13 protein-coding genes are annotated in these 13,823 nt (G+C 40.6%); all 13 read left to right on the top strand.

Annotated elements, in window-relative coordinates:
• Window positions 1-34 precede the first annotated feature (34 nt).
• Window positions 35-433 carry a F0F1 ATP synthase subunit epsilon gene (locus MKY30_RS02775; protein WP_147212443.1) on the top strand — a complete coding sequence of 133 codons (399 nt, stop codon included), beginning with the start codon at window positions 35-37 and terminating at the stop codon, window positions 431-433.
• A 378-nt stretch (window positions 434-811) separates the two neighbouring features.
• On the top strand, window positions 812-1,060 hold the full coding sequence (locus MKY30_RS02770) for a DUF1146 family protein (protein ID WP_147212444.1): 249 nt from the start codon (window positions 812-814) through the stop codon (window positions 1,058-1,060).
• A 53-nt stretch (window positions 1,061-1,113) separates the two neighbouring features.
• On the top strand, window positions 1,114-1,911 hold the full coding sequence (locus MKY30_RS02765; protein ID WP_339283263.1) for a YwmB family TATA-box binding protein: 798 nt from the start codon (window positions 1,114-1,116) through the stop codon (window positions 1,909-1,911).
• A 36-nt stretch (window positions 1,912-1,947) separates the two neighbouring features.
• Window positions 1,948-3,279, top strand: a complete 1,332-nt coding sequence (gene murA / locus MKY30_RS02760; protein ID WP_147212446.1) for a UDP-N-acetylglucosamine 1-carboxyvinyltransferase — start codon at window positions 1,948-1,950, stop codon at window positions 3,277-3,279.
• Window positions 3,280-4,038: 759 nt separating this feature from the next.
• On the top strand, window positions 4,039-4,863 hold the full coding sequence (locus MKY30_RS02755) for a M55 family metallopeptidase (protein WP_341082761.1): 825 nt from the start codon (window positions 4,039-4,041) through the stop codon (window positions 4,861-4,863).
• Window positions 4,864-5,038: 175 nt separating this feature from the next.
• The gene (locus MKY30_RS02750; protein ID WP_341082760.1) at window positions 5,039-5,971 is read left to right on the top strand and encodes an ABC transporter permease; all 933 of its coding nucleotides are present in this window, start codon (window positions 5,039-5,041) and stop codon (window positions 5,969-5,971) included.
• Between the two features lie 2 nt (window positions 5,972-5,973).
• Window positions 5,974-6,930 (top strand): ABC transporter permease, encoded by a 957-nt coding sequence (locus MKY30_RS02745; protein WP_341082759.1) that lies wholly within the window; start codon window positions 5,974-5,976, stop codon window positions 6,928-6,930.
• Between the two features lie 9 nt (window positions 6,931-6,939).
• On the top strand, window positions 6,940-7,944 hold the full coding sequence (locus MKY30_RS02740) for an ABC transporter ATP-binding protein (protein ID WP_147212450.1): 1,005 nt from the start codon (window positions 6,940-6,942) through the stop codon (window positions 7,942-7,944).
• A 15-nt stretch (window positions 7,945-7,959) separates the two neighbouring features.
• Window positions 7,960-9,636: a peptide ABC transporter substrate-binding protein gene (locus tag MKY30_RS02735; protein ID WP_341082758.1), complete on the top strand. Its 1,677-nt coding sequence runs from the start codon at window positions 7,960-7,962 to the stop codon at window positions 9,634-9,636.
• 100 nt (window positions 9,637-9,736) lie between these two features.
• Window positions 9,737-10,651 carry a S66 peptidase family protein gene (locus tag MKY30_RS02730; RefSeq protein ID WP_341082757.1) on the top strand — a complete coding sequence of 305 codons (915 nt, stop codon included), beginning with the start codon at window positions 9,737-9,739 and terminating at the stop codon, window positions 10,649-10,651.
• A 41-nt stretch (window positions 10,652-10,692) separates the two neighbouring features.
• The gene (locus tag MKY30_RS02725) at window positions 10,693-11,814 is read left to right on the top strand and encodes a dipeptide epimerase (protein ID WP_341082756.1); all 1,122 of its coding nucleotides are present in this window, start codon (window positions 10,693-10,695) and stop codon (window positions 11,812-11,814) included.
• Window position 11,815: 1 nt separating this feature from the next.
• On the top strand, window positions 11,816-12,751 hold the full coding sequence (locus MKY30_RS02720; RefSeq protein ID WP_341082755.1) for a C40 family peptidase: 936 nt from the start codon (window positions 11,816-11,818) through the stop codon (window positions 12,749-12,751).
• Window positions 12,752-12,755: 4 nt separating this feature from the next.
• Window positions 12,756-13,787 carry an oligopeptide/dipeptide ABC transporter ATP-binding protein gene (locus MKY30_RS02715; RefSeq protein ID WP_156985145.1) on the top strand — a complete coding sequence of 344 codons (1,032 nt, stop codon included), beginning with the start codon at window positions 12,756-12,758 and terminating at the stop codon, window positions 13,785-13,787.
• The last annotated feature ends 36 nt before the right edge of the window (window positions 13,788-13,823 follow it).

Here is a 13,823-nt window from a genome sequence, read left to right as displayed (position 1 = left end):
AGGCCTTCCAGCCAGCTGTTAGGAGGGGTAAACAGTGAGTACATTAACAGTAAGTGTCGTCACTCCTGAAGGTCCGATTCTGGAAGATAGCTTTGATATGGTCGTCTGTAAAGCGGAAACCGGTGAAATTGGTATCCTGCCAAAACATATTCCGCTTGTCGCTCCATTACAGATTAGTATTGCCCGCTTGAAAAAAGCAGGCGATACGCGGCAGGTTGCAATCAGTGGAGGTTTTATGGAAGTACAGCCTGATAAGGTTACTATCCTGGCACAGTCTGCTGAAACCGCTGATCATATTGATATTCTGCGTGCAAAAGAGGCAAAAGAACGTGCGGAGAAACGTCTTCAGGATAAAAGCGATACAATAGATAGATATCGTGCTGAACTTGCATTAAAACGGGCAATTAATCGTCTGGAAATCGCAAATTCATAAGAGAATATTTTGAAATAAACTCCTTGTCCATTTATTTAGGCAGGGAGTTTATTTTATAAGCAGTAGAAAAAATCATCATAAATTGACACTGTAATTCATTCTTAAAGTAGTGATTACCGAAAAAAAAGTGAAATATGTTATAATTTCCCGGGAAATGATTTGATGCAAATATGATTTTGCATTATAAGACAAAATATAAAAGTTGGATTAGATATTTATTTACTTACTTTTTCAATGCGGATGAATTAGAGTAAAAATTTTAAAATTGCCATCCATTTTGCGGGGTGTGAGTACTCACCATATAATCTCTAATGAAATTGTCATCATATATTCCTATGAGGTAATTTTTAATCCACCATTGAAAGAAAGGAGATTTCCATGTTTTCAGCAGGCCAATTGGCTTTAATCAGTATCTTTTCACATCTCATGTTTATTTATCTGACCTGGAAAGTTATTACAGCGATTCGGATTGAAACAATATTTAAAAAAGGAAGATCTGCCGAAGCGAGAGTTTTTCTTTTGTTTATAACGATTGTTATCGGAACAGGAGTAAGCAATTTTTTCCTCGATATATTAAAATGGTCAGGTGATTTAATTTATCTGTTTTCTTTCATAAATATGTATTGAACTAAACACTTCTGTCAAAACTAAGATTAATAGATTTGATAGGAGGGTTTTTTATGTTTCATAGAATTCTTTTCAGTTCTAATTTCCCCTTTATAAACGTAAGATTCTTTCATGCATTTCAAAATCCGGTTCAGCTTAAAAAGCAGGCTTTTTGCTTACTGCTTGTTATTTGCTTTGTTGTGAATCAAGCCTTCAGTCAGCCTCATCAGACAGATGAAATGGAAGACTTAGCGGCTTTTGCAGAAGAGTATGATCTGTCAATTAACTTTTGGGAGGTTACAATGAAAGAACAGCTGGAAACAGAGCGTGCAGAGGGTCTTATTCAAAACTTGGAAGCAAAGTATACATCATATGAGGATAAGGATGAAAACCGTTTAAAATATACATTTGAAAGTCGTCACAAAAATGATCCTTTCTACGTAATATATAATGTGATTCTTCCTTTGGATAAGAATGAATCAGCAGAAGTAATTATTGTATTGCACGGGACTGATTGGGATAATCAAATAAGCCAAAAGTATCAGAAAGAAAAAACAGCTATACTAAAGGATTATTTAACAAAAGAGTCACAATTATATACTTGTCTATCTGTACAAGATAGTGGTATAATGAATCACGATGTATTTGTAAATAAAGCAAAAATATATTTTAATATAAAGCATATATCGACTAAATATGACAATATAGAAAATTCAAGGATTGAAAAAAGTACATATGGGTATACAAAAACATGGGAGCAGTTTTATTACATGGAAAATAACCCAAAAAATGTGCAAATTGCTGCTGTTGCTGATCGTCAAGGGGAAATAAGTTTTATGGTAGGAACACCTATCCTAATCAATGAATATTAATAATAGGGAAATTAGATTCTGAAGGGGATTTATGACATGGAAAAAATCATCGTTGGTGGCGGACGAAAGTTAGAAGGCACTGTACGTGTAGAAGGTGCTAAAAACGCAGTCCTGCCTGTACTTGCTGCTAGCTTAATTGCTAGTGAAGGAAAAAGTATTATAAAAGAAGTGCCAGTATTAGCAGATGTATACACAATTAATGAAGTACTTCGAAACTTAAATGCCAATGTGGAATTTGATTCAACAGAAAATACAGTAATGATTGACGCTTCTAACAAGTTGGAAACAGAAGCCCCATTTGAATATGTAAGAAAAATGCGTGCATCCGTGCTTGTGCTGGGACCGTTATTAGCCCGCTATGGACACGCAAAGGTAGCTATGCCGGGAGGATGTGCAATTGGATCACGTCCAATTGATTTACACTTAAAAGGCTTTGAAGCAATGGGCGCTGACATTCATGTCGGTAATGGTTTTGTAGAAGCAAAATCAAACGGCCGTCTTCAAGGTGCGAAAATTTATTTAGATATGCCAAGTGTAGGAGCTACAGAAAACATTATGATGGCAGCTGCATTAGCAGATGGAAAAACTGTTATCGAAAATGCAGCGAAAGAACCTGAAATTGTTGACTTAGCTAACTACCTGAATAAAATGGGAGCAAGAATTGTTGGAGCTGGTACAGAAACAATTCGTATTATTGGTGTGGAGAAACTTCATGGTACAGAACATACAATGATTCCAGATCGTATTGAAGCAGGAACATTTATGGTTGCAGCAGCAATTACAAATGGAAACATACTAATAGAAAATGCTGTACGTGAACATTTAAGTTCTGTTGTTTCAAAATTAGAGGAAATGAACGTTCAAGTTTTAGACGAAGATGGCGGCTTACGGGTTATTGGCTCCGATGCTATTCGCTCTACAGACATCAAAACCTTACCTCATCCCGGTTTCCCAACAGATATGCAATCACAAATGATGGCATTGATGTTGTGTGCTAAAGGAACAAGCGTAATAACAGAAACTGTATTTGAGAATCGTTTCATGCATGTGGAAGAATTCCGCCGTATGAATGCGAATATTAAAATTGAAGGTCGCAGTGTGATTATCGAAGGTCTTTCTGAACTTCAAGGTGCAGAAGTAGCAGCTACAGATTTACGTGCAGCGGCAGCACTTATCCTTGCAGGACTTGTAAGTGAAGGCTATACAAGGGTTACAGAATTAAAACACTTAGATCGCGGATATGTCGATATCGTAGGCAAATTAGCGAATCTTGGCGCAGATATTAGACGCATCGATGAAAATGGTGTCGTGATTCAGCCGTTGGGCGTAGAAGAAAATGTCGAATTAAATGAATTTATCACTGAATAATTAACTATGAATAAATCAAAAAAAAGATGTACCCGCATAAGGTACATCTTTTTTTGATTTATTACAATCTACATAAAAGGTAGCAGCTCCAAGGGGTTTGATTGGGCAAGTAATCTTATTAGGCCCAGAAATACACTACGTTTTCTGTGGCTCCCAAACTATAGGTGCAGCCAGAGCTAAAGTGTCGCTTATACCCCTAGTAAAAAAGAAGAACATTTATTTCCGCGCTACTCTTTTCAACGGGACTAGGACTACAATTATTCGTTCCACCAAAAAATGTCCGCTTGCATTAGTTTCATTTCTTGTAAGAAAGCAAAATGAAGCATATTTATTCATAGATGGGAGCGGAGGGAAGCCGACTCCTACGGGAAAAGCAACAGGTGAAGATCCCGCAGAAAGTGGTCTTCTTTCGAGGAGGCTGAGGCGTTGCCCGTGGAAAGCGGCTCCCCGGAGCGGACATCTTCTTGGCAAGAACACCAAAACTTTAAAGATCAAATGATTGTTAGAATGCTCCTAAATGGTAGCAGTATATATTTCTATACAGCGTATATAGGTATTAAGAATTATTTTTGAATTCGTATTAAATAGATATGATTAGTAATATGTTATGCTTAAATAGCAGTCTATTCGTTTTTCTGAAAAAATGGTTAGAAAATAAAATGAATATCAATTCACTTTTTTCCAATATATCTCTTCTCACTTTGGCAAAAACATGCTATATTTAGAGAAAATTACTAATATTTCGATTGGATGATGAGAATGAAAATTTATATGTCCGTTGATATGGAAGGAATAACTGGTCTTCCAGATGCTACCTTTGTAGACTGGAGAAAGCATAATTATGAAAGAGCCCGAAAAATCATGACGGAGGAAGCGAATTATGTCATTCAGGCTACGTTTGATTATGGAGCCGAAGAAGTTTTAGTTAATGACAGTCATTCTAAGATGAATAATTTGCTTATTGATCGAATTCATACGGATGCACTTTTAATAACCGGAGAAGTCAAACCGTTTTCAATGATGCAAGGTTTAAATGATACGTATAGCGGTGCTTTTTTTGTAGGCTATCATGCAAGAGCTGGACAGTATGGAGTGATGTCACATTCCATGATACATGCTGTCAGGAATTTCTATATTAATGATCATTGTATTGGTGAAATGGGGATGAATGCCTATCTTGCCGGATATTATGGTGTCCCTGTTTTATTTGTAGCAGGAGATGATCAGGCAGCAGCAGAAGCAGAGAAATTAATACCTAATGTGACTACTGCTGCTGTGAAAGAGACCATTTCCAGATCATCCGTAAAAAGTTTAACACCAAAAAAGGCCGGGCTGCTGCTTAAGGAAAAAGTCAAGCTTGCCCTCGATCAACGCGGGCTTGTAAAGCCGCTGATACCTCCAGAAAAGCCGGAGCTGACAATGGAGTTTAATAATAGCGGTCAGGCAGAATGGGCGAATTTAATGCCAGGAACAATATGGATTCCAGGTACAACAAAAGTCCGTTTTCAGGCAAAAGATATAAAGGAAGCCTATCAAGCTATGCTGGTAATGACAGAATTAGCAATGCAGACAACTTTTTCTTAGAGTTCTTGAACATCCTCTTAAAGTGTAATGAATACAAAAAACAAACATATTTATCATTAATAACAAGCCGGTTTATTCTCTTATTTATACAAGCTTACTTTTCTCCTTCTATTTATGAAGGGGATGTCTGACAGGAATAGTGTATGAAAAATTTTAGGATAGCGTGGTGAAACATATGCTGAAATATATTTTAAAGCGTTTATTAATTATGATTATCACACTATGGGTGATTATTACACTTACTTTTATATTGATGATTAATATACCCGGCTCTCCTTTTAATAGCGATCAGTCCTCCAATGCGACGGTACAGGCCAACCTGGAGGCCCATTATAATCTGGATCAGCCTTATTACATACAATATCTGCTCTACATAAAATCGATTGTCACTTTTGATTTTGGACCTTCTATCAAACAACCTAACCAGACTGTGAACGATCTCTTATCGAGAGGATTTCCGATTTCTTTTGAGCTGGGGATTATCACGATTGCCGTTGCAGTAGTTTCAGGGATACTAGTTGGAATCATTGCCGCGCTCAGACATAACGGATTTCTGGATTATTTAACAATGGGAATAGCAGTTTTAGGTATTTCCATACCAAACTTTATTTTAGCGACACTTCTTATCCAACAGTTGGCTGTAAACCTGGAAATATTCCCGACAGCTACCTGGAGAAGCCCTGCTCATATGGTGCTGCCGGTGCTTGCGCTGGCCACTGGCCCAATGGCAATCATTGCCCGGCTGACTCGCTCCACCATGCTGGAGGTGCTGACACAGGATTATATCAAAATGGCTAAAGCAAAGGGCTTGTCTCCTTGGAAGGTAATCTTTAAACATGCGCTTAGAAACGCATTAATGCCAGTAGTAACAATTATGGGGACTCTATTTGCCGGAATTTTGACAGGAACCTTTGTGATTGAACAAATTTTTGCGATCCCGGGAATGGGAAGATACTTTGTGGAAAGTATTAATCAGCGTGACTACCCGGTTATTATGGGGACGACTGTTTTCTACAGTGCCTTCTTGATTATTATGCTTTTTATTGTGGATATTGTTTACGGCATACTCGATCCACGGATTAAAATGCATCAAAAAGGGGGCAAATAAAGATGAAATCAAAAGAAGAGATCGAATACACGCAAACTGCTGCCAATATCCCTGATGAATGGTTTTCCTGGAAAGAGCGGGATAAAGAAAAGCTGGAACAAGTATCCCGTCCATCCCTGTCCTATTGGCAGGATGCCTGGCGCCGCTTAGTTAAAAATAAAATGGCTATGCTTGGTCTTATATTTTTGGTGCTGCTTACTATTATGGCAATTATCGGTCCAATACTCTCACCTTATGAGGTGAATAGACAGAGCCTTCCCGATCAATATCAGCCGCCGTCTATGGAGCATTGGTTCGGTACAGATAATGCAGGGAGAGATGTTTTTACACGTACTTGGTATGGCGCCAGAATATCCTTGTTTGTAGGTTTTATAGCTGCTTTAATCGACGTAACCATCGGTATTATCTGGGGAGGAATCTCCGGCTATAAAGGTGGCCGTACTGATAACGTGATGATGCGTATTATTGAAGTTTTATATGGTTTACCATACTTATTAGTTGTTATTTTACTTTTAGTTGTGCTCGGTCCAAGCCTTGGAACCATTATTCTGGCACTGACAATCACCGGCTGGGTAGGGATGGCCCGAATCGTGCGGGGACAGGTTTTGCAAATAAAGAATTATGAATTTGTCCTCGCATCTAAGTCATTTGGCACAAAAACATCCCGGATTATCCGGAAGAATCTCCTGCCGAATGCGATGGGGCCGATTATTGTTCAGATGACTTTGACGATCCCATCAGCAATATTTGCCGAAGCATTTTTAAGTTTTATCGGTCTGGGAATTCAGGCTCCATTTGCCAGCTGGGGAGTAATGGCAAATGACTCGCTGGGGGCTATTTTATCCGGAAACTGGTGGACATTGTTCTTCCCGGCATTCTTTATTTCCTTTACGATGTTTGCTTTTAATGTGCTGGGAGACGGTCTTCAGGATGCACTCGATCCGAAATTAAGAAAGTAGGTGGACAACTTGGAAAGAATACTTGAAGTAAATGATTTGCATGTTACATTTACAACCTATGGAGGGACAGTCCAAGCTGTCAGAGGTGTCAATTTTCACTTGGATAAAGGGGAAACACTGGCGATTGTCGGTGAATCAGGATGTGGTAAGAGCGTTACCTCTAATGCCATTATGCGGCTGATTCCAGATCCTCCAGGAAAAATTACAAAGGGCTCCATTATTTTTAAAGGACAGGATTTAGCAGCTTATTCAGAGAAAAAAATGCGTGCCATTCGCGGTGTTGATATTTCTATGATTTTTCAAGACCCAATGACAGCGTTGAATCCGACCTTAACGATAGGTACACAGCTTATGGAAGGTTTAAAAGAACATAAGAAAATTACAGGTACTCAAGCGAAGCAAAAGGCGATTGAAATGATGGATCTGGTTGGTATTCCCAATCCGGAAGAACGCTTAAAACAATATCCTCACCAATTCAGCGGAGGAATGCGTCAGCGGATTGTCATAGCTATTGCACTTATTTGTGACCCTGATTTACTGATAGCAGATGAACCGACAACTGCATTGGACGTAACGATTCAAGCACAGATACTGGAGCTGTTTTCAACGATTCAGCAGCGGACTGGTGTATCAATTATTTTGATTACGCATGATTTAGGTGTTGTTGCAAAAATAGCGGACCGTATTATCGTCATGTACGCTGGAAAAATTATTGAATCTGGAAGTAAGCGGGACATATTCTATCGGCCGGAGCATCCATATACGCAGGGGCTGCTGAATTCTGTCCCCAGATTAGATGCAAAAGAAGAGCTGAAGCCGATTGCCGGCACTCCACCTGATTTATTCTCACCTCCAAAAGGATGTCCATTTACGGCACGCTGTCCTTTTGCGATGGAGGTGTGTGATAAAGTTTATCCCGTTTCCAATAGAGTCAGTGATTCACATCAAGTGGATTGCTGGCTGCAGGATGAACGGGCTAAGCAGCTTATAGCTGCTGAGGTCTTACAAACTTAAAAAGGGGGCAAGACAATGAAGGAAAGGAAGCTTTTATGGGTTCTCCTGGTGATGTTAACGGCACTATTTCTCGCTGCATGTACAGCGAATGAGGATGCTGGGGAAGCGCCGGAGAATACAGACACAACAGAAGAAGGTAATGGTGAAGATGGTGAAGCAGCAGAAGAAACGCCAGATCTGGATGGAAAGACATTATATATTAATAACGGCCAGGAACCGACATCATTCAATCCGTCAGTTGGATTTGATCAGCTATCCTGGGATCCTTTGAACAACCTGATGGAAGGGTTAACGCGTTTAGATGAAAATTCAGAGGCTGCTGAAGGTGTGGCAGAGAGCTGGGACATTTCTGAAGATGGTTTGACGTATACCTTTCATATACGTGAAGATGCCAACTGGTCCAATGGGGATCCGGTAGTAGCAGAGGACTTTGTCTTTGCCTGGAAGCATATGTTAGATCCAGAAACAGCTTCTGCGGCAGCATTTTTAGCTTACTACATTGAAGGCGGCGAGGAATATAACAGCGGTGAAGGATCAGCCGATGATGTGAATGTAACTGCCATTGATGATAAGACATTGGAAGTTGTTTTAATCCAGCCGACTGGATTTTTCTTAGACCTGCTTACAAATCCGGCATTTTTCCCGATTAATCATCAGGTTGCAGAAGAAACACCTGACTGGTATGCAGAAGCAGATACATTTGTGGCAAATGGGCCATTTATGCTGGACTCATGGGAGCATGACAGTGAAATGATTTTTGCCAAGAATCCGGAGTATTGGGATGCCGATGCAGTTAATTTAGATTATGTGCATTTTTCCATGGTGAATAACACGAATTCACAATACCAAATGTTCCAGACAGGTGAGTTAGATACAGCGAGCATTCCTCCAGAAATGTCAGATGAATTAATTGATGGAGACAATGTATTTATCGGCGAAAGCGGCGGTCTGGAATTCTATCGTTTTAATCTGACAGAAGAGCCATTTCAAAATAAGAAAATCAGGCAGGCAATTTCTTACGCAATTAACAGAGATGATATTGCAGAATACGTAGTAAAACAGGGAGTAGAACCGGCATATGGTTTTGTATCACCAGGCTTTACAGCGCCGGACGGAAAAGATTTCCGTGAAGAAAATGGTGATTTGCTGTCATTTGATCCGGAGCTTGCTCAGGAACTGCTGGAAGAAGGAATGCAGGAAGAAGGATATGACGAACTTCCGCCGATTGTTTTAACTTACAGTACTAGTGATGTTAACCAGGCAGTAGCAGAAACAATGCAAAATATGTTGAGTGAAAACTTGGGTGTCGATGTCACACTGGAAAATCAGGAATGGAACGTATTCGCAGAAGCACAGCAAAACCTTGAATTACAGTTCTCCAGAAGTTCGTTTCTTAATGATTATGCTGACCCGGTCAACTTCCTGGAAAGCTTTATAACGGATTCTTATATGAACCGGACTGGTTTTTCAAGTGAAGAATACGATGAGCTTATTGAAAAAGGTAAAAGTGAAACAGATGAAGAGCAGCGCTATGAGTATTTATATGAGGCTGAAAGAATTCTGGCTGAAGAAATGATTGCTATGCCAATCCGCTACTACAATGTAGTTGTACTTGAAGCAGATGGTGTGGAAGGAATTCTTCGTCATCCGGTAGGATACTTTGATCTGAAATACGCAGACAAGACAGAATAAGAAAATAGATAGGCTCATGTACCGGCCTTCAGGTCCCCTGAGCCTATCTCTATTTTAAAGAAATATACTTTCCTGTTTGTCGGAAAAGGGGGATACATACATGCTTTCTTATCGTTTAAAGCCTGGGGATACCATTGGAATTATTGCGCCGGCAGGTCCTATAGAGCAAGAAAAACTGGAAAGATCATTCTCCTTTTTTGAAAATATGGGCTTAAAGATAAAGTTAGGAGAACATGTCTATGATCAATATGGCTATTTAGCAGGGAAGGACACAAATCGTTTAGCCGATTTTCATCGAATGGTTGCTGACCGGAATGTGAAAGCAATTATTTTCGCAAGGGGAGGTTATGGAACAGGTCGCATCATTGATAAAATAGACATGGAATTAATCAAAAAGAACCCTAAAATTATCTGGGGATACAGTGATATTACATTTTTACATACAGCAATCCGCCAAGCGACCGGCTTAATTACTTTTCACGGTCCAATGCCAGCATCGGATATGGTGAAAAAAGACTTTGATACACTTTCGAGTCAATTATTCAGGCAGCTGTTTGGTCCGACTAACCTTATTTATTCGGAGAGTATTTCCCGGCTTACTGTCTATCGAGAAGGAGAGGCATCAGGGAAAATCGTCGGCGGAAATCTGTCGCTGCTGGTACAAACGCTTGGCACCCATTATGAAATTTCCACAAAGGATAAATTATTATTCATAGAGGATATTGGTGAGGAGCCTTACCGGGTTGACGCGATGATGAATCAGCTGCGTTTGGCCGGCAAGCTGCAGCAGGCTGCCGGGATAATTATCGGTGATTTTGCAGAAGCAAACCCTAAAGTACAACCAAGTCTGAGATTGGAAGAAGTTTGGAAGCATTATTTTAAAAATTATAGAAAGCCGGTTATTGCCGGTTTCCGAATTGGTCATTGCTTTCCACATTTCTCTATTCCTTTGGGAGTAGAAGCAACTTTATCCAGCAGGACGAAGACTCTCCAGCTGTCACCGGGAGTGCGTTAAGCATATAAGAGGAGTCATATATTTAGAAAGGGGCGTTTACCGTGAAGATAGTTGATTTAGAACTTTATCATAGCTCGATCCCTTTGCATACACCTTTTAAAACAGCACTGCGAACAGTAACTGTTGCAGAAAGTATTTTTGTGAAAATCACCTGTGATAATGGCATCATCGGCTGGGGAGAGGCCCCGCCGACGCATGTGATTACAGGAGATAGTCTGGCAAGCATCCACTACACAATCGATAAGGTAATCCGCCCGATTTTAAAGGATGCAGAGTTATCATCCTACGCACATATTTTTACGCAGCTGGAGAAGGTGATTGTTCATAATACCAGTGCCAAGGCTGCTGTGGATATGGCGTTATATGATTGTCTGGCACAAGCAGCAAATCAGCCTTTATATCAATATTTGGGAGGATACCGTTCTCAGATTGAAAATGATTATACCGTCAGTGTGAATAAGATTGATCAAATGCAGAAGGATGCAAAATTATATAAAGAAAATGGGTTCGATATTTTAAAGGTAAAGGTAGGTAAAGATTCGGCAGACAAAGATATAGAACGGATAGCTGCTGTCCGGAAAGCGGCAGGAGAGGATGTTCTGATCCGATTAGATGCAAATCAGGGCTGGACCGCAAAAGAAGCTGTTAAAGCAATAACAAAAATGGAAGAGCTGGGCTTAAATATTGAATTGGTAGAACAGCCTGTGCCAGCCTATGATATCACCGGGCTTAAATATATTACCGACCATACCACAACGCTAATTATGGCGGATGAAGCTGTATTCTCTGTGCACGATGCACGGCGTGTCCTGGAAATGGGGGCTGCAGATTTGATTAATATTAAGCTGATGAAGTCTGGAGGAATCCACCAGGCGATAAAAATTGCGAACCTTTGTGAAGCTTATGGAATCTCCTGTATGGCTGGGAGCATGATTGAGACTAAACTGGGAATTACAGCAGCTGCTCATTTTGCAGCCAGCCATCCTGCAGTGACACGCTTTGACTTTGATGCACCTCTTATGCTGTCAGATGATATTTTAGAAGGCGGTATTCATTACGTGGGAAAAGGAAATCAAATTACATTTTCTAATCAGTCTGGACTTGGAATAAAATCTGTAAAAGAAGCTTATCTTGGAGGAATCAAAAGTGAAAGGAGTTGGTAGAATGAAAGAGATGTTTGAGAAGCTCCCGGAAATGTTTCATGTAACAAATGTGCAGGCCGCAACAATTTGGACTAATCCGCAGTCTGCAAGAGCAGAGGATGAATATGGAATCTCAAGCCCGACAGATATACCTAAATGGGTGAACAGCTTAACCTATGAGCAGGGTTTAGCTTTATGTAACGACAATCTGGTACAGTCGCAGACTTTATATGGAGAGCCTGTTCTTGTTCTGGAGGAAGAAGGAGAGTGGGCACATGTTATTGCTCCATTTCAGCCATCCAAAAAAGATAAAAGAGGCTATCCGGGCTATATTCCAATTCGGCAGTTGACACGTGTTAACAAAGAAAATTGGCTGCAGGATAAATATAGCGTCGTGATCGCAAAGGATGCCCGGCTGGAAGATCCAGACGAGCAAATCAGTATGCAGCTGAGTTATTTAACAATTTTACCTTACTTAGATGAGGATGATATACATGTTTATGTGCAGACTCCAACAGGAAAACAGCAGATTGCTAAAGAAAAAACAATAATAGTTGCCAATGAAGCTGGCATAGAGCCGGGCAGCGGCGAAGATATTGTGGCTGCCGGCCTCTCTTTTATCGGCCTTGATTATTTCTGGGGCGGTATGAGCTCCTTTGGCTATGATTGCTCTGGGCTCGCATATGCGGCACATAAAGCAAATGGTTACTGGATTGCCCGTGATGCAGGGGACCAGGCAGATGCAGGTGAAGAGATTGCTTTTGAGAAAATAGAGCCGGGAGATTTACTCTTCTTTGCATATCAGGAAGGAAAAGGTGAAATTCATCACGTCGGCATCTATAAAGGAAATGGAGAGATGCTGCATTCACCACAAACAGGAAAAGGAATTGAAATTACACCTTTAAAAGGAACCAAGTATGAAAGGGAGCTATGCGCAGCAAGAAGGTACTGGAGGTGAAGAGATGGAAGATAAAATACTGGAAGTAAAAAACCTTGTGAAATACTTTGATGTTGGAAAGGCAGATATTTTAAAAGCAGTCAATGGTGTATCCTTCCATATTTTTAAAGGGGAAACCTATGGCCTGGTTGGAGAATCCGGCTGTGGAAAATCTACTATCGGCCGTACGATTCTGGGATTATATGATAAAACAGACGGAGATGTCTGGTTTAATTATGAAAATGTGCATGGATTAAGCGAAAAGGAACAATTCGCGCTTTACCGGAAGATGCAGATGATTTTTCAGGATCCCTACGCTTCATTGAATCCACGGTCTACCATCAGAGAAATTATCTCCGAGCCTTTAGAGGTACATGGTATCTTTAAGAAGAAAAAGGATTTGATGAACCGTGTGTACGAACTGCTGGAGGAGGTTGGACTAAGCAGGGACCATGTAAACCGCTATCCACATGAATTCAGCGGCGGACAGCGGCAGCGGATCGGAATTGCGAGAGCGCTGGCACTGAATCCGGACTTTATTATAGCTGATGAGCCGATTTCTGCATTAGATGTTTCCGTACAGGCGCAGGTAGTGAATCTGATGAAGCGGCTGCAGCGGGAAAAAGGGCTGACATTTTTATTTATTGCCCATGATTTATCGATGGTTAAGCAATTCTCAGACCGGATTGGCGTGATGTATTTAGGGAATTTGGTAGAGGAGACCGACGGCGAGGATCTCTATGAAAATCCACTGCATCCATATACAAAAGCTCTTCTATCAGCCATTCCTATTCCCGATCCGGATATAGAAGAAGAGAGAGAACGGATTATTTTAGAGGGGGAATTGCCAAGCCCTATAAATCCGCCCTCAGGGTGCGTGTTCCGGACAAGGTGCCCGATGGCAATGGATATATGCAAGGATGTGAAGCCGGTATGGCAGGAAATAAAGTCCGGCCATCGCGTTGCCTGCCATCTTTATGATGAGAACTATAAAGACAGTCCGACGACTGGACCACAGCGGTCGAGAGAAATTGAAGAAGAGGAAATACAGGCTTAATAAAATTAAAAACCATAGAATGCTCTTTGCACGAAT

The sequence above is a fragment of the Oceanobacillus sp. FSL W8-0428 genome (assembly GCF_038004405.1).
Lineage (GTDB): Bacteria > Bacillota > Bacilli > Bacillales > Amphibacillaceae > Oceanobacillus > Oceanobacillus sojae.
The sequence above is the reverse complement of the archived record's forward strand: the minus strand, read 5'-3'. Positions and strand labels throughout refer to the sequence as shown.